Annotated in this window: 17 protein-coding genes; 8 read left to right on the forward strand and 9 right to left on the reverse strand. The window is 65.6% G+C overall.

Going from position 1 to position 23,115, the window contains the following annotated elements; all coding sequences use genetic code 11:
- Window positions 1-35: 35 nt before the first annotated feature.
- Both L5014_RS10395 and L5014_RS10400 read right to left on the reverse strand, forming a co-directional pair.
- Entirely contained in the window at window positions 36-1,640 is a 1,605-nt protein-coding gene (locus tag L5014_RS10395; RefSeq protein WP_238463544.1) for a DUF1800 domain-containing protein, read from the reverse strand.
- A gap of 165 nt (window positions 1,641-1,805) precedes the next feature.
- Complete coding sequence (locus tag L5014_RS10400) at window positions 1,806-2,120, reverse strand: hypothetical protein (RefSeq protein ID WP_238463545.1); 315 nt, start codon at window positions 2,118-2,120, stop codon at window positions 1,806-1,808.
- A gap of 250 nt (window positions 2,121-2,370) precedes the next feature.
- Here L5014_RS10400 and ompR point away from each other — a divergent pair, with 250 nt between their 5' ends.
- The 3 genes from ompR to L5014_RS10415 all read left to right on the forward strand — a co-directional run bounded on the left by ompR (window position 2,371) and on the right by L5014_RS10415 (window position 5,293).
- The gene (gene ompR / locus L5014_RS10405; protein ID WP_027814652.1) at window positions 2,371-3,105 is read left to right on the forward strand and encodes an osmolarity response regulator transcription factor OmpR; all 735 of its coding nucleotides are present in this window, start codon (window positions 2,371-2,373) and stop codon (window positions 3,103-3,105) included.
- A gap of 53 nt (window positions 3,106-3,158) precedes the next feature.
- Window positions 3,159-4,508 carry an ATP-binding protein gene (locus L5014_RS10410; protein WP_238463546.1) on the forward strand — a complete coding sequence of 450 codons (1,350 nt, stop codon included), beginning with the start codon at window positions 3,159-3,161 and terminating at the stop codon, window positions 4,506-4,508.
- A gap of 236 nt (window positions 4,509-4,744) precedes the next feature.
- On the forward strand, window positions 4,745-5,293 hold the full coding sequence (locus L5014_RS10415) for a peroxiredoxin (RefSeq protein WP_238463547.1): 549 nt from the start codon (window positions 4,745-4,747) through the stop codon (window positions 5,291-5,293).
- A gap of 21 nt (window positions 5,294-5,314) precedes the next feature.
- Here L5014_RS10415 and L5014_RS10420 read toward each other — a convergent pair whose 3' ends face one another.
- The 3 genes from L5014_RS10420 to ispD all read right to left on the reverse strand — a co-directional run bounded on the left by L5014_RS10420 (window position 5,315) and on the right by ispD (window position 7,948).
- Window positions 5,315-6,454: an acyltransferase family protein gene (locus tag L5014_RS10420; protein ID WP_238463548.1), complete on the reverse strand. Its 1,140-nt coding sequence runs from the start codon at window positions 6,452-6,454 to the stop codon at window positions 5,315-5,317.
- Between the two features lie 238 nt (window positions 6,455-6,692).
- A complete protein-coding gene (ispF, locus tag L5014_RS10425; protein WP_238463549.1) occupies window positions 6,693-7,172 on the reverse strand; it encodes a 2-C-methyl-D-erythritol 2,4-cyclodiphosphate synthase in 480 nt (159 codons plus the stop codon).
- Between the two features lie 56 nt (window positions 7,173-7,228).
- On the reverse strand, window positions 7,229-7,948 hold the full coding sequence (gene ispD, locus L5014_RS10430) for a 2-C-methyl-D-erythritol 4-phosphate cytidylyltransferase (RefSeq protein WP_238463550.1): 720 nt from the start codon (window positions 7,946-7,948) through the stop codon (window positions 7,229-7,231).
- A gap of 357 nt (window positions 7,949-8,305) precedes the next feature.
- On the opposite strand from ispD, the gene mfd reads away from it, so the two are divergent.
- From mfd to mscL, 4 genes are all read left to right on the forward strand, one after another.
- Entirely contained in the window at window positions 8,306-11,785 is a 3,480-nt protein-coding gene (gene mfd, locus L5014_RS10435; RefSeq protein WP_238463551.1) for a transcription-repair coupling factor, read from the forward strand.
- Window positions 11,786-12,089: 304 nt separating this feature from the next.
- Window positions 12,090-13,328: an acetylornithine deacetylase gene (gene argE / locus L5014_RS10440; RefSeq protein ID WP_238463552.1), complete on the forward strand. Its 1,239-nt coding sequence runs from the start codon at window positions 12,090-12,092 to the stop codon at window positions 13,326-13,328.
- A gap of 83 nt (window positions 13,329-13,411) precedes the next feature.
- Window positions 13,412-14,422, forward strand: a complete 1,011-nt coding sequence (locus L5014_RS10445) for a threonine/serine dehydratase family protein (RefSeq protein ID WP_238463553.1) — start codon at window positions 13,412-13,414, stop codon at window positions 14,420-14,422.
- A 154-nt stretch (window positions 14,423-14,576) separates the two neighbouring features.
- Complete coding sequence (gene mscL / locus L5014_RS10450; RefSeq protein ID WP_238463554.1) at window positions 14,577-15,017, forward strand: large conductance mechanosensitive channel protein MscL; 441 nt, start codon at window positions 14,577-14,579, stop codon at window positions 15,015-15,017.
- Between the two features lie 81 nt (window positions 15,018-15,098).
- Here the strand turns inward: mscL and L5014_RS10455 are convergent, their stop codons facing one another.
- The 3 genes from L5014_RS10455 to L5014_RS10465 all read right to left on the reverse strand — a co-directional run bounded on the left by L5014_RS10455 (window position 15,099) and on the right by L5014_RS10465 (window position 19,669).
- Window positions 15,099-17,108, reverse strand: a complete 2,010-nt coding sequence (locus L5014_RS10455; protein WP_238463555.1) for a hybrid sensor histidine kinase/response regulator — start codon at window positions 17,106-17,108, stop codon at window positions 15,099-15,101.
- A gap of 180 nt (window positions 17,109-17,288) precedes the next feature.
- Entirely contained in the window at window positions 17,289-17,786 is a 498-nt protein-coding gene (locus L5014_RS10460) for a response regulator (protein ID WP_238463708.1), read from the reverse strand.
- A gap of 161 nt (window positions 17,787-17,947) precedes the next feature.
- Entirely contained in the window at window positions 17,948-19,669 is a 1,722-nt protein-coding gene (locus L5014_RS10465) for a sensor histidine kinase (protein ID WP_238463556.1), read from the reverse strand.
- 430 nt (window positions 19,670-20,099) lie between these two features.
- Here L5014_RS10465 and L5014_RS10470 point away from each other — a divergent pair, with 430 nt between their 5' ends.
- Window positions 20,100-20,603 (forward strand): hypothetical protein, encoded by a 504-nt coding sequence (locus L5014_RS10470; RefSeq protein WP_238463557.1) that lies wholly within the window; start codon window positions 20,100-20,102, stop codon window positions 20,601-20,603.
- A gap of 132 nt (window positions 20,604-20,735) precedes the next feature.
- On the opposite strand, the gene L5014_RS10475 is transcribed toward L5014_RS10470, so the two are convergent.
- Window positions 20,736-23,093, reverse strand: coding sequence for an AsmA family protein (locus tag L5014_RS10475; RefSeq protein WP_238463558.1), 2,358 nt, complete (start codon window positions 23,091-23,093; stop codon window positions 20,736-20,738).
- Window positions 23,094-23,115 lie beyond the last annotated feature (22 nt).

The following is a 23,115-nucleotide window of genomic DNA, read 5'->3' on the forward strand; positions in this document are numbered from 1 at the left end:
TTCACCGCAGGCGTCGTTGGATCGATTCTACCAGGTCACTTCAACTGATAGACCGGGTCCATCAGGAGTGCTTCGAGATACGCTCCCGCGCTGCTGCCGGCCGCAATCGCGTCGACAGGCGCGAGCGGCAGCACCGCGTGCTGCATCTGCAACTGGGCGGACAGACCGGGCACGGCATCAGCCGCCAGACCGAAATGCCCGAGCCAGCCGTCCAGATCGAAGCGCATGCCGCCCTGCATCGTAGGTACCGGCGGTTTCGACACGCCGCCTGTCTGTGCGCTTGCCGGTGCGCCCGCCATGGCGTTTGCGTTTGCATTGGCGCTCGCGGCTGCCATCGGCATCGAGCCGCCATTGCGCGGGCGCGCCGCCTCGGTCGCGCGAAAAAGCTGCTCGACGAACTGCTTGCGCGCCAGCAGCGTCGCGCTGTTGATCCACATCGCGCCACCGGGCCAGCCCTTCACATTGGGCGGATAGAACAAATTCTCGCCGAGCGCGGCCGAGGTATGCGCGAACACGGCCGTGCTCGCATAGGCCACGTCGAAGCGGCGTACGGTGCCCGCGATGAACTCGACCGGCGAGCTCACCAGCACGCCGCGATTGCGCTCGTCCCAGAACTCGGGTGTGACGAGCAGCGCGCCGAGCGCCGCCTTGATGTCGTAGCCGCTCGTGCGAAAGCGTGCGGCTACGGTGTCGAGCCGCGCCGGGTCCGGCGTGTCCGAGACGAACTCGCGCCATAGCTTCGCCGCCATGAAATGCGCGGTCTGCGGCTCGCCCAGCAGGATGTCGAGCACGGCGTCGCCGTCGAAGGCGCCACGCTTGCCCAGCACGGTCTTCACGCCGTCGTCGTGCTGCGCCGGGCGCCAGACATAGCGCCACGTTTCCGGATCGACGCCCCAGCCCGTGTACGCACGCGCCGCCTCGGCAACGTCCTGCTGCGAATACTGCCCTTCGCCCAGCGTGAACAGCTCCATGACCTCGCGCGCAAAGTTCTCGTTCGGCTTGCCCTTGCGATTGCTGGCGCCGTCGAGATAAAGCAGCATCGCGGGGTCCTTCGCGACTTCGTGCAGCAGTGTGGCGAAGCTGCCCAGCGCGTTGCGCCGCAGAAGCGCATTTTGCTGCGCCATCAACAGCGGCTCGCCAACCTTGTCCTGCCCCGACGTGAAATGGTTGTGCCAAAAGAGCGTCATGCGCTCGGTGAGCGGTGACGGCGTGGTGAGGATTTCGCGCATCCACCATGCGCGCAGCTCATCGTAGTGCCGGCCGCGCTGGCGCTGCGCATCGCGGCGCTCCCCGGGCGTCAGGGCATTGCGCTGCGCGCGGGTCAAGGGGATCTCGGCGGTCCATGCGGGCAGCGGCGTCGCGGCATCGGTGCGGGCAGTGGCCAGCACGCGCTCGACGGCCACCGCACGCGTGAGCCCGACGTAAGGCACGATCTCGGCGGGCGCGGGAGCGAAGCCGGTGCGGATGAGCAGATGCGTGGCGTCGTCGGCGGCGAGGAGCGCCGCGTCCGGGCTCGCGTCGACTGCGGTGGCTGAGGTGGCCGAGGTGGCTGAGGGCGAACTGGCCGCGCCATGACGATGCGGGCGGCGCGCCGGCGGCACCGGTACGGATCGTTGCGTGGCGGATATGGGACCGGACATGGGACAAAACGCGCGAGTTCGGCCCGCGCGCCCACAGGGACGAAGGTAACGAACTAACGATGCGCCCGACGCATCTGTTGACCACGCAATTGCTACGGAATTTTTCAGCGATGCCGTGGACCGCCTTTAAGCGCGCACGGAGGACGCACGGGCAGGCTGCCCAAATCAGCGCTTGTAGAGTTCGCGCACGGCGTCTTCGATGTGCTGACGCAGAAGGCGGCGCTCATCGGGCGTCATATGGCCGTCGCGGCGGCGCTGATCGAGATCGGAGGGAACCGCGGTGCGCTGCGCGATGTCAGACGCTGGGCGTGCCGGCGTATCGTTGCGCACCTTGCGCACGGGCGGCTTTGCGCCGGCACGGCGAGTGGGCGCGGCGGATGCATGAGGGCCATCCGGGAACGTCTGGGCATGGGCCGGCGCCGCATCCAATGCAGCCACGACGCCACTGGTCAACGCCAGTGCAATCATGGTATGGCGCATTGTCGGCCTCACCCCTCCCATCGTTTTGTTCCCTTCTTGACGCGGCAAACGGCTACCTCGAATGCATGTACGGACCCGGCTCTATACGGGCACTGGTTCGAATTCGAATGAAGTATCTAACGAATGGCCGCATTACGCAAAGAAGTCTATCTGTCAGTGCTTGATGCCGTGGCACAGCATGGGTAAATTTTGTAACTGACTGTAACCTGATAATTGTTGCAAACTCGCACTACAACTCAATCGCGCTAAGATGCCAGGCATGGAAACCAAGAACCCGTCCAAAATTCTCGTTGTCGACGACGACCCGCGGCTGCGGGACCTGCTCCGCCGCTATCTCGGCGAGCAGGGCTTTAACGTCTACGTGGCAGAAAACGCACCCGCCATGAACAAGCTGTGGGTGCGCGAACGTTTCGACCTGCTCGTGCTCGATCTCATGCTGCCCGGCGAAGACGGCCTGTCCATCTGCCGGCGCCTGCGCGGCAGCAACGATCGCACGCCCATCATCATGCTCACCGCGAAGGGCGAGGATGTGGATCGCATCGTCGGCCTCGAAATGGGCGCCGACGATTACCTCCCGAAACCCTTCAACCCGCGCGAACTGGTCGCGCGCATTCACGCGGTGCTGCGCCGCCAGGCGCCGTCCGAGCTGCCCGGCGCGCCCTCGGAAACTACGGAAGTGTTCGAGTTCGGCGAATTCGCGCTGAACCTCGCCACCCGCACGCTCACCAAGGCCGGCCAGGAAATTCCGCTCACCACGGGCGAATTCTCGGTGCTCAAGGTATTCGCGCGCCATCCGCGTCAGCCGCTCTCGCGCGAAAAGCTCATGGAGCTCGCGCGTGGCCGTGAATACGAAGTGTTCGACCGCAGCCTCGACGTGCAGATCTCGCGTCTGCGCAAGCTGATCGAGCCCGATCCGGGCAGCCCGCGCTTCATCCAGACGGTCTGGGGCCTTGGCTACGTGTTCATTCCCGACGGCGCGGCCTGATCCTGGACGGTGTCTCGTTGTCTGCTCTGCCTCTGTTGAAACGGGAAGGGTCCATGCGGATTGACCGGCGTTTGCTGACGCTCGCGTTTGGCGATCTGTTCTGGCGCACTTTCCTGTTGATTGCCCTTCTCATCGCGGTCAGTCTCGCGGCATGGTTTCAGAGCTTTCGCGTGATCGAGCGAGAGCCGCGCGCGCAGCGCGTGGCGCTCCAGCTCGTCGCCGTCGTCAAGCTCACGCGCACCGCGCTCCTCTACTCCGATCCCGACCTGCGCCGCGCGCTGCTCCAGGACCTGGAGAGCAACGAAGGCGTGCGCGTCTATCCGCGCGAGGCCACGGACAAATACAAGCTCCAGCCCGACGAGTCGCTCAATCGTCTGATCGAGCACGACATCCGTGGCCGCCTCGGCGACGACACCGTGATCGCGCAGTCGGTGAACGGCATCCCGGGCGTATGGATCAGCTTCAAGATCGACGACGACGACTACTGGGTCGCGCTCGACCGCGACCAGCTCGATAACGTCACCGGCCTGCAGTGGGTCGGCTGGGGGGTCTCCGCGCTCGCGCTCTCGCTGTTCGGCGCGGCATTCATCACGAGCCTCGTGAACCGGCCGTTCGCGCGGCTGGCGATGTCCGCGCGCATGGTGGGCTCCGGGCAATCGCCGGCCAAGCTGCCCGAGAGCGGCATGGGCGTGGCCGCCGAGACCAATCGCTCGTTCAACCAGATGGTGCGCGACCTGGAGCAGCTAGAGGCCGACCGGGCGCTGATGCTGGCCGGCATCTCGCACGATCTGCGCACACCGCTCGCGCGGCTGCGGCTGGAAACGGAGATGAGTCCGTCCGACCAGGCGACCAAGGACGCGATGATCGACGACATCGAGCAGATGGACATGATCATCGGCCGCTTTCTCGACTATGCGCGCCCCGTGCAACGCATGCCCGAGCGCGTCGACCTTTCGGTCATCGCAGGCGAAATGGCCGCGCGCATGGCCAGCGAGGACGGCGTGCGCCTCATCACGCGTCTCGCGCCCACGGCCGTGATCGAAGCCGACGACACCGACATGCGCCGCGTGGTGGGCAATCTGATCGAGAATGCGCGCAAGTACGGCTTGAGCGAGGTGGACGGCATTCCTCACATCATGCTGGAGACGCGGGTCTCGCATTCGCGCGTGGAACTGTCGGTGGTCGACGAAGGCCCCGGCATTCCCGAAGACCAACTGCCGCTCGTCACGCGGCCGTTCTATCGCGTCGACAGCGCCCGCACCCAGGCCAACGGCACCGGCCTCGGCATGGCCATCGTGCAGCGCCTCGTGGGCCGCTATCGCGGCGCACTGCGCCTGCGCAACCGCGCGCCGGGCCCCGGCCTCGAAGTCACCATCGAGTTTCCGCTCGCCAAGGGCGCCTGAGCGCCGCTCCTCGGTCCCCGAGCCCGCTGAAGGCCGCTCAGAGCCCCTCGGCGATGCTCGGCACCGGCAACGGACGCAACAGGCGCCTGCCTCCGCAAGGCCCCCTTCCGCCCCGCATGCCCCCGGCGCACGCCCGCAGCACGCGCCGCCCGCCCCTGCGACAATTGCGAAAGCAGTCGGGCCATGAGACGCGCGCACCGGGCGCGCGTGCGCCCCGTCTTTCAAGGAGCGACGCCATGAAAACCGTCGGCGACAAACTCGAAGCCTTCACCGTCACGGCTGCGAAGCCCGGCTTCAACCAGCCCGAGGAAAACGGCGAATCGGCGTTCATGGAGATCACGGAGCGGAGCTTTCCCGACAAGTGGAAAGTGATCTACTTCTATCCGAAGGATTTCACGACGGTCTGCCCGACCGAGATCGCCGCGTTCGCGCAGTTGCACAAGGAATTCGAAAACCGCGAGACCGTGCTGATGGGCGGCAGTTGCGACAACGAATACGTGAAGCTCGCATGGCGGCGCGAGAACAAGGCGCTCGACCGGCTGAACCACTACGCGTTTGGCGACGTGAGAGGCGAGCTGATCGACCAGCTCGGCATTCGCGACAAGGAAGCCGGCGTGGCGCTGCGGGCGACGTTCATCGTCGATCCGGACAACGTCATTCAGCACGTATCGGTGAACAGCCTGAGCGTCGGGCGCAGCGCCGCCGAAATCCTGCGCGTGCTCGACGGGCTGCAAACCGGCGAACTCTGCCCGAGCGGCCGCGAGGTGGGTGGCGCGACGCTCTGAGGCTCGCGCAGCGAGCCGCGCTCAGGTCGGGCCTGCTGCGGCGCGCGCGGGCAAACGGCTGCGGATCGCCGTGGCGAGCGGCTCTTTCCACTCGAGCACGCGTTTTTCCAGCAACTGCCACGACAGATGCGCGAGCAGCACCGAAAGCGCGAACTGCATGACGAGCGACAGCAAGTCCTGTGCAAGCGGCGGCACGTGCAAGCTTGCGTAGAACGCCGGTGCCTCGCCCAGACGCGACGGCACCAGATTGTGGAACAGATAAAAGCCGTAGCTGATGGTGCCGAGATACGCGAGCGGGCGCACGTCGAGCGCGGCCACGAGCACGCTATCCTGGCGTCGCACGAGCCATAGCAATACGGCGCCGAGCGACAGCGCCAGGCCGATATCGAGCAAGCCCGGCAGGATGGCGCGTTGCGTCGCCTGGCAGCTGTCGCAATCGGCGCGAGCAAGCGCGAACGCCGCAAGACTCGCGCACGCAAGCACGAACCAGATGCCGCTTTGCACCCGCCTCTCCATCGGCACGCGGGCGCCACCGATCGCGAGCACGCCGCCGAGCGCGAGCAAGGCGAAATTCCACGGCGAGAACGCGTATACGAGCGGCTCGATCGCGCCGCTCGCATAGAGCGCGAGATGCGCGAGCGCGGCGGCGAGAATCATGACGACGCAAATCGCCAGATGACGCGAAGCGCGCGTGAACAGCAGCGCAAACGGCGCGAGCAGATAGAACTGCTGCTCGACCGCGAGACTCCAGAAATGCGAGACCGAGCCCGGCCATCCGTCATGAACGATGCCGATCCAAAAATTGGAGAGGAATACGTAATGCCACGCGAGCCCGAGGTCGACGTCGCGTTGATAGAAGAACGCGTGCGCGATCGTCAGCGCGATGAGCAGCAAATAGTAGACCGGGAAAATGCGCAACGTGCGCTTGACGAAGAATACATAGAGCACTGCGTCGCGGCGCGCCGTGCGCTGTTCGACGCGCAGGCGGTTGCGATGCAGCTCGCCAATGATGAGATAACCGCTGATCAGGAAGAACAGCCACACGCCGATCTTGCCTGCGTCGATTGCGTCGACGTGCGCCTTGTGCGAGAGGAACACCAGCATCACGGCCAGTGCCCGGAGACCGTCGAGGCCTTTCACGCGTCTTTCGAGTCCCGTCATGAACCTTTCCGTTTCCGGTACGCCTGAATACCGGTTGAGTATGGGGCGAAAAAAACGGAAATTAATCGACAAGAAAAGCAAGGGCGGTAATTGCAGATGCAATCACCGCCCTTTAATCGAAAGCAGGCACGCGGCCTGCTGAACACGATCGACGCTTTTGGGCACGCTGCTTGCGATGCGCCGCACGCGCAGCGTAGGGATACGAAAAAGCCCTTATTTCAGGGCTTCAAATGTGTCTTCAGGCGCGCGTGAGCAGCACTGCCGCTTGCGCCTCGATGCCTTCGCCGCGGCCCAGATAACCGAGTTTCTCATTGGTTTTCGCCTTCACGTTCACGCGATCGAGCGATAGTTGCAGATCTTCCGCAATGCACGTGCGCATGGCTTCGATATGCGGTGCGAGCTTCGGCGCCTGCGCGATCACGGTGCTGTCCACGTTCACGAGCATGAAGCCCGCCTCTTGCACGCGGCGCAGGCACTCGCGCAGCAGCACGCGGCTGTTCGCGCCGTAGAACTGCTTGTCGGTGTCGGGGAAGTGACGGCCGATGTCGCCGAGCGCGGCGGCACCGAAAAGTGCGTCGGTGATAGCGTGCAGCAGCACGTCGGCGTCCGAGTGGCCGAGCAGCCCGCGCTCGTAGGGCACCGTCACGCCGCCGATGACGAGCGGGCGTCCCGGCACGAGCGCGTGCACGTCATAGCCTTGTCCGATTCTGATATCCATGTGTGGTTCTTCCGTATAGCTCAATTGCCGGCCTGGTTGCCGGCTCAGTTGCCGGCTCAGTTGCCAGGATCGCGGCTGAGAAAGGCTTCTGCGAGTGCGAAGTCTTCGGGGTACGTCACCTTGAAGTTGCGCAGGCTGCCCTGCACGAGGCGCGGCGAGTGGCCGAGCCATTCGATGGCGCTTGCCTCATCGGTGAGGTCGTGGCCCTCTTGTTGCGCGCGCTCGATGGCCGTGCGCAGCATGCCGATGCGGAACATCTGCGGGGTCTGGGCCTGCCAGAGGCCGTCGCGTGATTCCGTGCGTTCGATGCGCGGCCCGCCCTGCACGTTGTGAGGCGCGACGCGCTTGAGCGTGTCCGCGACGGGCAACGCCATGATGCCGCCCACGGGGTCGTCCTTGAGCGCACCGACAAGCGAGCGGATCAGCGCGGGCGTGATGCCGGGGCGCGCGGCGTCGTGCACGAGCACCCAGTCGTCGTCGCCGGCGCCGAAGTCGGCGAGCGCGACGAGGCCGTTGTAGACCGACGCCTGGCGCGACGCCCCACCCTTGCGGCGCACCGCGAAGCGCAGGCCGGAGAAGCGGCGCGCGTCGAAATGGTTATCGTCGGGGGAAATGACGACGAGTGTCTGGGTGAATTCGCTGCAGGCGTCAAATGCCGCGAGCGTATAGTGCAGAAGTTCGTGTCCGGCAACCGTCCGATATTGTTTGGGCATGGCCGATCCCGAACGGCTGCCGGTGCCGGCGCAAGGAATCAGGGCAAAAAGGCGTGAAGTCACGGTATCGCGGGCCACATGAGTCAAAGTAAAGGACGGATTTTATAATAGGTCCTTTGCCCGCACGCCCAGGACTCGCATCCAGCGCCACAACCGGTGCTGTCCGGCGGGTGCGGCGGGCACGGCGGGCACGATGGCAGCCCTTCGCAAGGCCGCACGTGCTGGCACCCGCGCCCCACGGGCACCGTTCAAGCATTGCTTGCGCGCCGCCCGAGCGGTGCTTTTGCGCCTTTTAGCCTTACGAATAGCTGTCGAAACCGGGATCGCAAGCGCGTTGTCGCGCGCGCTCCACGACTAATGCCTGGCTGACCCATACCTGACTCATACGAATAAGCCGCGCCTCGCCAACCTGTTGCCCCTATGTCCGATATCGCCGCACCCCAGCAGTCGCCGTCTTCGTCTTCGTCCCCGGTCGCCGTCGTCAAGCCGGGACAGCGCTTTGCATTCGACGGCACGCACGGCTCGTCCGATGCGCTCCTGATCGCCCGTTACCGCGAGGCCGCGCGCGCGAGCGCGCCATTGCTCGCGGTGATCTGCGCAAGCGCCGTGGACGCCCAGCGCCTCGCCCAGGAGATCCCGTTCTTCGCGCCCGAGGCGCGCGTGCGCCTGCTGCCCGACTGGGAAACGCTGCCCTACGACACGTTCTCGCCGCACCAGGACCTCGTGTCCGAGCGCCTCGCGACGTTGCACGATCTGGGCGAGGGCCGCTGCGACATCCTCATCGTCCCGGCCACGACGGCGCTCTACCGCATGCCGCCCGCCTCGTTCCTCGCGGCCTACACATTCTCGTTCAAGCAGGGCGAGCGCCTCGATGAAGCGAAGCTCAAATCGCAGCTCACGCTCGCCGGCTACGAGCACGTGAGCCAGGTCATGCGGCCCGGCGAGTACTGCGTGCGCGGCTCGCTGATCGACCTGTTCCCGATGGGCTCGCCGCTGCCGTACCGCATCGATCTCTTCGACGATCAAGTCGATTCGATCCGCGCCTTCGATCCGGACAACCAGCGCAGCCTTTATCCGGTCAAGGACGTGCGCCTCCTGCCGGGCCGCGAGTTTCCGTTCGACGAGGCCGCGCGCACGGCGTTTCGCAGCCGCTGGCGCGAGTTGTTCGAAGGCGACCCGAGCCGTGCGTCGATCTACAAGGACATCGGCAACGGCGTGCCGTCGGCGGGTATCGAGTACTACCTGCCGCTCTTCTTCGAAGAGACGGCCACCTTGTTCCATTACCTTCCCGGGAATGCGCAGCTCGTATTTTCAGGCGACCTGGACGCCTCGATCCGCCGCTTCACCGCCGACACGAAGCAACGCCACAACTTCCTCGCGCACGACCGCGAACGGCCGATCCTCGAGCCGCAGCGCCTCTTTCTGACCGACGAGGACTTCTTCACGCTCGCAAAGCCCTTCGCGCGCCTCGCTCTGCCCGCCGCGAGCGCGGGCGGCTGGGCCAACGCGCTGCCGAGCCTCGCGATCGACCGCCACGCCGACGACCCGCTCGCCGCGCTGCGCGGTTATCTCGACACCACGAAGAACCGTGTGCTATTCGCGGTGGAGTCGGCGGGACGGCGCGAGACCATCGCGCAGTTGCTAGCCGAGAACCATCTGCGCCCCACTTCCGCGGACAGCTACGAAGACTGGCTCACCGGCGACGAGCGCTTCGCGCTGGGCGTGGCGCCGCTCTCGACTGGCTTCGCGCTGCCCGGCGAAGAACTCGCGATCATCACCGAGAGCGAACTCTACGGCCCGCTCGCGCGCCGCGCGGGACGCCGCCGCCAGGAGCAGGCGAGCAATGTCGATTCGATGGTGCGCGACCTTTCCGAGCTCAAGGTGGGCGACCCGGTCGTGCACGCGCAGCACGGCATCGGCCGCTACCACGGGCTCGTGACGATGGACCTCGGCGAGGGCGACACCGAGTTCCTGCACCTCGAATACGCGAACGCGAGCAAGCTCTACGTGCCGGTTTCGCAACTGCACGTGATCTCGCGCTACAGCGGCGCCGATCCGGACAGCGCACCGCTGCACGCGCTCGGCTCGGGCCAGTGGGAAAAGGCGCGCCGCAAGGCCGCGCAGCAGATTCGCGACACCGCCGCCGAGCTGCTCAACCTCTACGCGCGCCGCGCCGCGCGCGAGGGGCACGCGTTCGCGCTCGAACCGAAGGACTACGTGAAGTTCGCGGAGAGCTTCGGCTTCGAGGAAACGCCCGACCAGGCGGCGGCAATCGCGGCCGTGATCGGCGACATGACGAGCGGCAAGCCCATGGACCGCCTCGTATGCGGCGACGTGGGCTTCGGCAAGACCGAGGTGGCGCTGCGCGCGGCGTTCATCGCCGTGATGGGCGGCAAGCAGGTGGCCATTCTCTCGCCCACCACGCTGCTCGCGGAGCAGCACACGCAGACCTTCACCGACCGTTTCGCCGACTGGCCCGTGCGCATTGCCGAGCTTTCGCGCTTCAAGACCGGCAAGGAAGTGAGCGCGGCGATCCAGCAGATCAACGACGGCAGCGTCGACATCGTGATCGGCACGCACAAGCTGCTTTCTTCCGATGTGCAGTTCAAGCGCCTCGGCCTCGTGATCATCGACGAGGAACACCGCTTCGGCGTGCGCCAGAAGGAGGCGTTGAAGGCGCTGCGCGCGGAGGTCGATGTGCTCACGCTCACCGCCACGCCCATTCCGCGTACGCTCGGCATGGCGCTCGAAGGCCTGCGCGACTTCTCCGTGATCGCGACCGCGCCGCAAAAGCGCCTCGCCATCAAGACCTTCGTGCGCCGCGAAGAAGACAGCGTGATTCGCGAGGCGATGCTGCGCGAGCTCAAGCGCGGCGGCCAGGTTTATTTCCTGCACAACGAAGTCGAAACCATCGAGAATCGCCGCGCGATGCTCGAGGCCCTCGTGCCCGAGGCGCGCATCGCCGTGGCGCACGGTCAAATGCACGAGCGCGAGCTCGAAGCCGTGATGCGCGATTTCGTGGCGCAGCGCGCGAACGTGCTGCTGTGCACGACCATCATCGAGACCGGCATCGACGTGCCGACCGCGAACACCATCCTCATCCATCGTTCCGACAAATTCGGCCTGGCCCAGCTGCACCAGTTGCGCGGCCGCGTCGGGCGCTCGCACCACCAGGCCTACGCGTATTTGCTCGTGCACGATCCGCAGGGGCTCACGAAGCAGGCGCAGCGCCGTCTCGAAGCGATTCAGCAGATGGAGGAACTGGGCGCGGGCTTCTATCTCGCGATGCACGACCTCGAAATTCGCGGCACCGGCGAAGTGCTCGGCGACAAGCAGTCGGGCGAGATTCACGAAATCGGCTTCCAGCTCTACACCGACATGCTCAACGACGCCGTGAAGGCGCTCAAGGACGGCCGCGAGCCGGACCTGAACGCGCCGCTCGCCGCGACCACGGAGATCAACCTGCACGCGCCCGCGATCCTGCCCGCCGATTATTGCGGCGACGTGCAGGAGCGCCTGTCGCTCTACAAACGCCTCGCGAACTGCGAGCACGACGATTCGATCGACGGCATTCAGGAGGAGCTGATCGACCGCTTCGGCAAGATGCCGGCGCAGGCGCACGCGCTGATCGAGACGCACCGCCTGCGCCTCGCGGCCAAGCCGCTCGGCATCACCAAGATCGACGCGGGCGAAGCCGTGATCGGGCTGCAGTTCGTGCCGAACCCGCCCATCGACGCCATGCGCATCATCGAAATGGTGCAGAAGCACAAGCACGTCAAGCTCGCGGGCCAGGACAAGCTGCGTATCGAAACGCGCAGCCCCGACCTCGCGGTACGCGTGGCGACGGTCAAGGAGACACTGCGCGCGCTCGGTGCGCCGGCGCGCGCGACGGCACGTTGAGCGCCTGAGCGGTCCGCCGCCGCATGCGCGAGAAATTCGCGCATGCGGCGCAGGCCTGATCGACGCAAACCCGGGACACAAAACCCTCGACACCACATCCTCGATACTGCATCCGCGACGCGGCATTGCGGTACCACATCGCGATGCTGCATCGCGTCATGATGTCGAATTCGATGCGATCACATGCTTGCGTGCGCTGATGCGCCCTCGTGTGTGCGTTCTGCAACGAGCCATTGCTGGCCGCGCCTTTGGCCTGGGCCATTCTTTTGGGTAATATGGATGGACAAGCAAGCTGGAGTCCACCATGACCATCGCCGCTGAATCAGCGCAGTCTTCCACGCCGTCTTCCGAAGTTTTCTCGTCCGCCTCCGCCCCCGCCGCGCTTCCCTGGGTCACCCGTCTCGTGTCGATGGACACGGTCAGCCGCCATCCCAATCTCGGCTTGATCGAGACCGTGCGCGACGACTTGCGCGCACGCGGCATCGAGGCAACGCTCACCTACGGCCACGACGGCAAATGGGCCAACTTGTTCGCCACGCTGCCCGCGCACGACGGCTCGACCAACGGCGGCATCGTGCTTTCGGGCCATACCGACGTGGTGCCCGTGGACGGCCAGAAGTGGGACAGCGATCCGTTCAAGCCCGAAATCCGCGACGGCCTGCTTTATGGCCGCGGCACCTGCGACATGAAGGGCTTTATCGGCACGGCGCTCTCGCTCGTGCCCGAGATCCAGCAAATGAAGCTCGCGAAGCCGCTGCATCTCGCGCTCTCGTTCGACGAAGAAGTAGGCTGCGTGGGCGCACCGCTCATGATCGAAGACCTCGTCAAACGCGGTGTGAAGCCCGAAGGCTGCATCGTCGGCGAGCCCACGAGCATGCGCCCGATCGTGGCGCACAAGGGCATCAACGCGTATCAATGTTGCGTGCGCGGTCATGCGGCCCATTCGTCGCTCACGCCGCGCGGCCTGAATGCCATCGAATACGCGGCGCGCCTGATCTGTTACATCCGCGACATGGCCGACGAATTCCGCGCGAGGGGCCCGTTCGACGAGCTCTACGACGTGCCGTTCACGACCGCGCAAACCAGCACGATCGAAGGCGGCAACGCCATCAACACCGTGCCGGCCGAATGCCGCTTCGCCTTCGAGTTCCGCAATCTGCCCACGCTCGACCCCGACGCGATTTTCGCGCGCATCGAGCAGTACGCGCGCGAGACGCTGGTGCCGAAGATGCAGCGCGAAAATGCGGCGGGCGCGATCGAGTTCATGAAGATCGCCGCGGCGCCGGGCCTCGACGACAGCGAGCAGGCCGCGATCACGCAGCTCGTGCGCGCGCTCACTTCGGACCAGACGCGCCACAAGGTGGCATACGGCACGGAAGCGGGCCTCTTCGCGCGCGCGGGCATTCCGAGCGTGGTGTGCGGACCGGGCGACATCGAGCAGGCGCACAAACCGAACGAATTCGTCTCGCTCGAGCAGCTCGCAGCATGCGAAGGTTTCCTGCGCAAGCTCGTGCGCGGCCTTTCGGTCGAGGCGCACGCGTAGTCACGAATCCAGGCAGTCACACGCAACAGCCACACTCAACAGCCACACTCAATACGCACCTCCCGCGCCGCAGGTCCAACGCCATGTCAACCGCCACGCCGCTGCCCACCGATCGCACCATCGACGGCGAAGCCATTCCCACGCTGGACGAGATCGCCTCGCAGCACTTCACGCTGGCGCCGTGGGTGCTGCGCACGCCGGTATTCGACCGCCACGACATGCCCTCGCTCGGCAACACGCATGTCAATTTCAAGTTCGAGCTGCTGCAGGCGAGCGGCAGCTTCAAGGTGCGCGGCGCGTTCACGCACCTGCTCGCGCTCGACGCGACACAACGCAGCGCGGGCGTGACCTGCGTCTCGGGCGGCAATCACGCGATCGCGGTCGCGTATGCGGCGAAGCGCCTCGGCATCGGCGTGAAGGTCGTGCTGTTTCGCACGACGAGCGATGCGCGCGTCGAGCAGTGTCGCCGGCTTGGCGCCGAAATCGTGCGAGCCAACGACAACCGCGAGGCATTCGAGACCGTGCGCCGCATCGAGGCCGAGGAAGGCCGCTATTTCGTGCATCCGTTCAATGGCTATCGCACCGTGCTCGGCACGGCGACGCTCGGCTACGAATGGGCGACCCAGGCGCCCGACCTCGATGCCGTAATCGTGCCGATCGGCGGCGGCGGGCTCGCTGCCGGCGTTGCCACGGCGCTGCGTCTCGCCAATCCGCGCGTGCGCATCTACGGCGTCGAGCCCGAAGGCGCCGACGCGATGAGCCGCAGCTTCGCGGCAAACCACACGGTGCGCATGACCCACATGCAAACGATCGCCGACTCGCTCATGGCGCCGCATACCGAGCAGTACAGCTATACGCTGTGCCGACGCCATATCGAGCGCGTCGTCACGGTCTCGGACGACGCCCTGCGCGCCGCGATGCGCCTGCTCTTCGACGAACTGAAGCTGGCTGTCGAGCCGGCCTGCGCGACGGCCACTGCGGGCCTCTACGGGCCGCTGCGCGACACGCTGCAGGGCAAGCGCGTGGGCGTCCTGTTGTGCGGAACCAATACGGACCCGCAGCGCTTTCGCGAGCAGATCGAGTTCGCGCATTGAGGTGCGCATTGAGGTGCGCATTGAGGTGCGCCTCGAAGCGGAATGTCATGCAGTGTCAAATGGCTACCGCATTGCGAATGCGTTCGCTATCATTGCGCCATTGCGTCGTTATGCCACCTGGCCCGTGCCGCCCCCGTTCAAGGAGAGCCCGTTCATGAGCATCATCAAGGAGTTCAAGGAATTTGCCGTCAAAGGCAATGTGATGGATCTTGCAGTCGGTGTGATCATCGGCGGCGCCTTCTCGACCATCGTCAACTCGGTCGTGAAGGATCTCATCATGCCGGTGATCGGCGTCGTCACGGGCGGTCTCGACTTCTCGAACCTGTTCGTCCGGCTCGGGCACATTCCCGACACCTTCAAGGGCAATCCCGATTCGTACAAGGATCTGCAAACCGCCGGCGTGGCCGTGTTCGGCTACGGTTCGTTCATCACGGCGCTGATCAACTTCGTGATCCTGGCGTTCATCATCTTCCTGATGGTGAAGTTCGTGAACAAACTGCGCCAGCCTGAAGCAGCCGCGCCCGCCGCGCCGCCGCCCACGCCCGAAGACGTGCTGCTGCTGCGCGAGATTCGCGATTCGCTCAAAAGCAAGTAAAAAAAGCCCGCATCGCGGGCTTTTTTACGTCTTGTGCACGTCGTTCGCAAACCACGCGCTTTGCCGCGCGGCATACAGCACTCAAGCCGCCGGAGTGGCCGGGTTCGGCGCACCGCTCGCACGCTGTGTCACAGTCTCTTCGATCAGGCGTTCGAGCTGCTCGAAATTCACGGGCTTCGTGAGATGCGCCGTGAAGCCGGCTTCGATACTGCGGCGCACGTCATCGTCGGTGCCGAAGCCGGTGAGCGCGATGGCCGGCGCCACCGACTCCTTTCGAAACGCGCGAATGAAGTCGATGCCCGAGCCGTCCGGCAAGCCAATATCGCTCACGACCAGGTCGAAGCGCTGCGCGGCGGTGGCCGCGAGCGCGCCGGCCACGCTTGCGGCCACCGCCACTTCGTGGCCGAGCGCGCGGATCAGTTGCGACATGACTTCGGCCGTGTCCTCGTGATCCTCGATCAGCAGGATGTCGAGCGCGCCCGCACGGTGCGGACCGCTGTGATCCGCGGGGCGCGTGGCGCCCGAGCCGGGCGCGGCGGTCGGCAGCACGATCGTGAAGGTCGCGCCGCAATGGGAGCCCGGGCTCTGCGCGCTCACGGTGCCGCCGTGCGCCTCGGTCAGCGCCTTCGTCACCGCGAGCCCGAGTCCGAGGCCGCCGAACTGGCGCGTCATGTTGTGGCTGCCCTGCTCGAAGGCATGAAAGAGCTTGCCGATCTGGTCGGGCGCGATGCCGATGCCGGTGTCTTCCACCTCGATCACCACCTGCATGCGCTCGTCGCGCGTGCGCACGAAAATGTGGCCGCCGTCGGGCGTGAATTTCGCCGCGTTGCGCACGAGATTCCAGAACATCTGCTGGATGCGCGCGCGGTCGCCACGCACGTAGTGATGCTGCGCCAGTAGCTCGACGTGCACGTCCTGCTGCTTGATTTCGCTGTGAAAGAGCTCGAGCACGGCATCGATCACTTCGTGCACATCGACCGTATCGAGCGTGAGGCTCAGCTTGCCATTCGCCACGCGCGTGAGATCGAGCAGGTCGTCGATCAGGCGCGCTTCGAGTTCGATATTGCGGCGGATCATCAGCACCCCTGCGCGCGCGGCGTCAGGCAAGCCGGCAATCTGCTCGAGCAGACGCGTGCCTGCCAGCACCGGGGTAAGCGGCGTGCGAAGCTCATGCGAGAGCATCGCCAAAAAGCGGTCCTTCGCGCGATTGGCTTCTTCGGCCGCCTGGCGCGCGGCTTGTTCGGATGCCAGCAGCAACTCGCGCTCTTCGTTCGATTCGCGCTGCGCGTGTATGTCCGTGCAACTGCCGAACCACTTGTTGACGCCGCCGCGCGGATCGCGCATCGCAACGATTCGGACGTCGAACCATCGATACGCGCCGTCGTGGCGGCGAATGCGCAACTCGTGCCGATAGTCGTCGTTGGCGGTGCGCACGGCCTTGAGCCACGTGTCGCGAATCTCGTCCAGATCGTCCGGATGCACGGCGTCGAGCCACGCGAGGCCGTGCGTCGTACCGGCGTCGAGGCCCGTGTATTCGCGCCATTGCTTCGACAGGAAATCGCACTCGCCGTCCGCGCCGCAAGTGAACACGAGGTGCGGCAGCGCTTCGGATAGCGTGCGGTAGTGCTCTTCGCGATCGCGCAGGAGCAGCGCCTGGTCGGAGGCGCGTTGCAGCGCCACCTGGGCGAGCACGCGTGCCACGGCCTCGGGCAGATAGTCGAGGTAATCGCCCGATTTCGGCACCACGTCGGAGACGCCGGCACGCAGCGCGGCGATCACGCGCGACTCGTCGGTGAAGCCGGTGACGAGAATCGCCGGCACGCGCACGTCCTCGGCGCGCAGGCGGCGGAAGAAGTCGAGGCCGGTCTCCGCGCCATCGAGCTGGTAATCGAGCACGAGCACGTCCGGCGTGCGCGCCGCGAGCACCGCGCGCGCCTCCCCAACGCCCATGCAGGTGTCCACGCGCGCGCCGGCCCGCACGAGCGATTTGCGCGCGAGCCGCAGAATGCCTTCGTCGTCGTCGACGACCAGCACGTGTGCGCCCGCCAACATCGGTGCCCCTTCGTTGTTCATGCCATTCATGCTGCTCATGCCGTTCATACGCCTGGCATCCTTCGTGGCTGGCTCCGCGCCGCTGGCGCGCCCAGTATCAATATCGTCATGGTGGTCATGCGTGAATCGAAAGCCGTATATCTGATCGTTCAAGTTCGTCGTCGAGCCGCGGCTCATGCTCCAGCGCGCGCAGCGATGCAGAAGTACCCGAGGTGCCCATCAAGGACGCACAAAGCGATGCCCCGGCGGCAACTTGACGACCTGGAGGAAAAAACCGAGCCGCCGCACCGCCTCGATGAACGCGTCGTATTCGACCGGCTTCGTGATGTACACGTTGCAGCCCAGCTCGTAACAGCGCTCGATCTCGCGCGGGTCATCGGTCGTGGTGAGCACGATCACCGGCACCGCTGCCGTCACCGGATCGGCCTTTAGCCGCCGCAACACCTCGAAGCCGTCCACGCGCGGCATGCGCAGGTCGAGCAGCACAACGAAATTCGCCAGCTCCTCGCGTGACGGGTAATTCGACGCCGCAAGCGTGTCGGCACCCGGCGCGCCAAAGAAGTAATCGAGCGCCTCCTGGCCGTCGCGAAAACGCAAAAAGCCATTGGACACGCCAGAGCGCCGCAGGTTGCGCTCGACCAGCGTGGCATGCCCGTCGTCGTCTTCGATCAGCACGATGCTCACGCGCTGCCCCGGCCCTCCAGGCTCGGCCGGCAGCCCGGCGTGCACCGCGTTTTGTAGCGGATCTAGTGGGTCTAGCGAATCCGCCGGCGCCCCTGCATCGTCGCCCGCCTGCTCTCCCGCCTGCTCTCCCGCATTTGCTCGTTCTCTCATGCCGATCTCCGACATTTACTCAAGCGTTTTCGATGGCTGTGTGCTCATGCTGCGCGCAGCGGTTCGTCGGGCAGCGCGACGAAGAAGGTGGAGCCGGCCCCTTCCGTCGACTCGACCCAGATACGCCCGCCATGGCGTTCCGCGATGCGGCGCGCGAGCGCGAGCCCCGTGCCCTGCCCGGTCGAATCGCCGCCGTGCAGGCGCTGGAAGGCGCGAAAGAGCTTGGGCAAATACGCAGCCGGAATTCCGGTGCCATTGTCGCGCACATAGTAGGTCCGCGTGCGTGTGCCGGCCAGGTACGTGGTCTCGCGCATATTTGCGTATGCAACGGTGGGCGGCGCTGCGCGGCCATCCGACGTGCCATTGGTGCCATTGGTGCCGTTGGTGCCGGCCCCGCCGCCAGGCCCGGAGGACAAAGCCGCCGCCTGGCCCGGTTCCAGCGCACCGATTTCCACATGCCCGGGCCGCGCCGGATCGAGGTGGCGCAAGGCGTTGTCGATCAGATTGCCGAAGATCTGCTCGAGCGCCCCCGGGTCGCCCCACGCGGGCGGCAGTGCGCGCACCTCGATGTGCGCCTGCTGCGCCAGCCCCTCCGCGAGACCCGCGAGCGCGCGCTCGACGATACGGCCCACATTCACACGCTGCCAGCGATACTCGAGCCGCCCGGCGCGCGAAATGCGCAACAGTGCGTCGATGATGGCCGCCGCGCGCGCCACGGCCTGGCGCAGGAATTGCAACGATTCGTCGACATCGCCGTCGAGCACCTCGACCATGCGCTGGCGCTCTCCGGGTGGCAGATTCGCCGAATCGATCTGCTCGCGCAGATCGTTACACGAAACCTGCAGCTCCTTCGAAAAGCCTTGCAGATTCACGAGTGGCGAGCGCAGGTCGTGCGAGACGCTGTAGATAAACATCTCGTTGTCCTGGCTCTCCTGGCGCAGATTGTCGTTCGCAGCGGCGAGGTCCGCGGCGCGCTCCTGCAATTGCAGTTTGAGCGCCGCCTGCTCGTGCTCGGCCTCGCGCAAGCGCTGGCTCGTCTGATTGAGCACTGCGTCGAGCGCCGCGATTTCGTCGTTGCCGGCGAGCGGCGACGCCAGCGCCACGCCGTCGCTCAGCCGCTGCGCATTGGCGCCCAGCGCGGCAAGGCGCAGACCCACGTTGCGCGCAAACACGATCGCCGTGGCGGCCCAGACCAGCATCGACCCGACGACGGCGAAGATGAGCGCATCCTGCTGCCGCTCGCGGCTCTCGCGCAGCGAGGCACTGCGCGCGTCGTCGAGTCGCGTTTGCCCGGCGATGAACGCATCCAGTTCGTGGCGCGCCGCGTCGATTTCCGGCGGCAGGCCGTCGACGCCCGCGTGCGCAAGTCCGCTGGTCTGGCCGGCGCGCAGCGCGTCCGCCACCTCGCCGCAGCGCGCGCGCCACGCCCGCGCGTAGTCGTTGATGCGCTGAATGCGCGCGAACTGTACAGGGTTGTCGCTCACCATATGCGCGAGCAGCGCGATGCGGTCGGAGAATTCGGCCCAGACGGCGCGGTGGTCGATGAACGAGGAATCTTCGAGCACGATCGCAGTCCGCACCCGCGCGGCCTCCCGCAACAACGGATGGACGAGGCTCGAAGCCTGCCAGAGGATCTGCTTGCTGTTCTCGGCGCTTTTCGCGGCCTGGGCAGCCTCGCCTTGCGTATCGAATACGACGCCAAGCAGCGCCAGCTCGATTGCGCTCGGAATCGCGATCAGCAAAAGCCCCTTGGCGAACAGTTTCATGTCTGTCTGATTCGATGTCGCTCCGGGCGGGGCGCTCGCGCGCCGGAGCGCACCGCCAGGGCCTCCCGTGGCCAGCCCCCCGCGTGCCGCGAAATGGCCGCGCGGCAGAGCCAAAACATTATCCAGGGTAAATTATGAGATGACAACGTATGTGGCAGCCCGCACCACGTGGTGAGAAAAGCCCGTATTTTCCGGAGAAATCGTCACACCGCGTGCGCGTGCAGGTCTATTATTGAGACCGGAGATAAGTGAAAGAGAAGCGAAAGAGCGCCGGGATACCTACATGAGCGCGACGTGTGGTCCGGCATGGCGTTTGCCTGATGCGATGAGGGTTTGGACGTGGTCCCTGCGGACCTGAATCCTCGCAAGTCCGGCAAATCGGTATGCTATGAAGGATCGACGTGCGGCGCACCAGTCCGGGAGTGGTCGCATGGGAACGCTGCGTTTTTTGCAATCCACCTTTTTCAGGCGAATTTTTATGTCCTTCCCGAAAAAGCGTAAACGCATCAAGGCGGATGGCGACGAGTCATTTCTCGCCGTACTAAGCCACTTCAAACCGTTCGGTCAACTCGACACCAAGATCGCACGCGCACGCGCGCAGGACGAGCCGGTGCTCTACGCACATGTGCTGCCTGGCCTCGACGTGCTGTTGTGCAGTGTCCGGGGCGCGCACCCGCCCTATCCCGGCACGAGCGAATTGCGCAGACGCTGCATCGAATCCATCGCGCATGCGCTCGAGCAGCCGATCGAAGGGCTCGAGAACGGCGGCTACTGGTACGAAGCCGACGGTTTCGGCTTTCTCGTGTTCGCAAGCCGTGCGCGCGGGCGAATCCTGCCCGAGTTCGGTGCGGCACGTCCCGGCATCAGCTCGCGCCGCGTCGCGCGCCGCCAGGACGCCACCGGAGATCCGGCGCCGCGTCAGCAGTTGCGCTGAACCATCCCTCAGAGACGCCCGGCGCTTCACGCGCCGGGCGTCTTTGTATCTGCCTGCCCTTTTTGTCAGCTCGCACGCTGCGGCGGATGACGCGCGCCTTCGCGTGCGGCACATCGTGTGCGTGCAGCGGCGTCAACTGCCCCTATAGAGATTTTGCTGACCGGGTTGCGGAGCGGCGCCGGATTGGCCGTTGCCGGAATTGCGCGGTGCTTCATGTAACGCGGGCGGTGCAACCGCCTTTGCGCTGCTGGCGGGAAGCGGCACGGCGCGCATCTTCTGGCCCGGCGGCGGGGCCACCGGATGCTGGCGAATCTGCGCGAACAGTTGATCGCACGGCAGCGGCTTGTTGTTGCTCGGCGCGATCAGCGGGATGAGCGCCGCGAACGGATTGACGATCCCGAGCCCCACCATGGCGCCGCCGCGCAACGCGAGCGCAGCGGCATTCACGCCCACGTGCGGATTCTTGAGAGTCCCCTTCACGTAGAGCGGCGAGCGCAACGAGAACACCCGGAAACCCTTGGTGTGCGGATGCACTTTCATGTCCATCGATTCGTCGCGCAGATCGATGGGGCCATCGATGTCGATCACGGCGTCGGTGGTATCGAGCGCGAACACGCGCGGATCGAGCACGCCGTTGGTCGCCACGAAATCGGCCGCCGCGCAATTGATCTTCACGTCGCGCGTGCCGAACAGCTTTTCGTAGACCACGTTCGCCACGTTCAGACCCGCCGCCTCCATCAGCAACATACTGATCGTGCCCTGCGTGACCAGCGCCTTCACCTCGCCGTTGGACGTCGCGGCAAGCGCCGACGGCGAGTTGCCTGTCGCGGAAAGCGAGGCGTCGCCGTTGATCTCGCCGAGCGCCGACTGCATCGACTTGAAATTCGGGAACAGCTGCTTGAGCTTCAGGTGGCGCGCCATAACGGTGCCGCGCGCTTTGAGCGGCGCGCCGCTGCCGTCGAGCGAGAGCCGCGTGGCAAACGTTCCGCCCGCCACGCCGAATTGCAGCGGCTCGAAGTCGAGCACGCCGTTGGTCAGCGTCACGTGCGTATAGAGGTCCTGAATCGGCAGGCTGGCCTTCTTGATGATGCGCTTGCCGGTGAACTTCACATCGGCGTCGATGGAAGTCCAGCGGTCGGTCTTGAACGGCTCGACAGGGATCACGCGGTCGGCGGGCTGTTTGACCGTGTCACCGCGCTTTTTCTTGCTTGCCTTGCTATCCGCGCCGATGATTGGCGCCAGATCCGAGAACTGCAACAGGTTCGACACAAGTTCGCCGGAGAGCAGCGGGCGTGGCTGGCGCTGCGCGTACACGAGCGTGCCGTTCAGGTCGCTACCGCCCACGCGGCCCGTGAAATTCTCGTACCGAAATACGCTCGCGCCACTGTGGAAATTCCCGACGAAGCGCCCTTCGGTCGCGTAAGGCGGCGTCTCGGGCAGCGTCACGCCGGTCAGCTTGTACAGATGCGCCATGCTCTGGCCTTGCAGCCAGAGGCGCAGGTCGACGGCGGCGAGATGCCTGGGGTCGGTGAGCGTGCCGACTAGCGCGATATGCATGTCGCCGGCGCGCACGTCGGCCTGGATCGGGAACGGCCGCCTGGCGTCCTGCAGCGCTAGCACGCCGCCGAGCTTGCCGTCGCCCGAGAGCGGCGTCTTGTTGTACGTGCCCTTGATCGTCCAGCCGATGGCGTAGAACGGTTCGCCCGGCTTGCGGGGTGCAGGCGCGCTGGATGCGCTCGCCGTGCTGGGTGCGCTTGCCGCACTTGCCGCACTTGCCGCCCGCGCCTTCTCGGCCTGCTGCGCGAGCCGGTTCGCTCCCGCACGCCCGATCACCTGCGCGGAGCCTTGGCGCGATGCCGCCTCCTGCTGCTCCATTACCTTGCCGATCGGAATCCCACGGCCCAGCAAGCTCACGACGATCTTCACATCGGTTTTCGTCTGCTGGTCGTTCACCGCGATATTGCCGCTGGAAAACGTGATGTCGTGCAGAGTGAGCTTCCACATGGAAGGCCCGCTCGACGATGGCAGCTTGAAGGTCCAGTTGTTGCGCCCGTCCACGAGACGTTCGATATCGACAGAGGGATTCACGAGATTGATCGCCGGAATCACGATGTCGTGCGCGAGCAGCGGCAGCACGGCCACCTCGAAATCGATCTCGTCGAGCGTGGCGAAGTGCGGCGTCTGGCTCCAGTCGGGGTTCGCCACTTCAATCTGCGACGCCGAGAAGCGCGGCCACGGCACCCAGGCGCGCCAGCCCGTTTCGTTCGGCGGTCTGCGCCAGCCCACCTTGAGGTCGCCAACGATGGCGAACGGCCGCCCGATGGCTTCCGTCACTTTTTCGTTGACCAAAGGTCTGGCGCGATTCCAGTCGAAGGTATAAATGAAGACGCCAAGCGCAACGACGAGCACGACCACAACCGCTATGAGCCATGCGAAGATCTTGGCGAGCGTGCGGCCGAAGCTGTGGGCCCTGGGTTGCGGTGACGTCATGCGCACTCCATGTTTTGCATTG

This window comes from Paraburkholderia tagetis (assembly GCF_022213065.1).
Classification (GTDB): domain Bacteria; phylum Pseudomonadota; class Gammaproteobacteria; order Burkholderiales; family Burkholderiaceae; genus Paraburkholderia; species Paraburkholderia tagetis.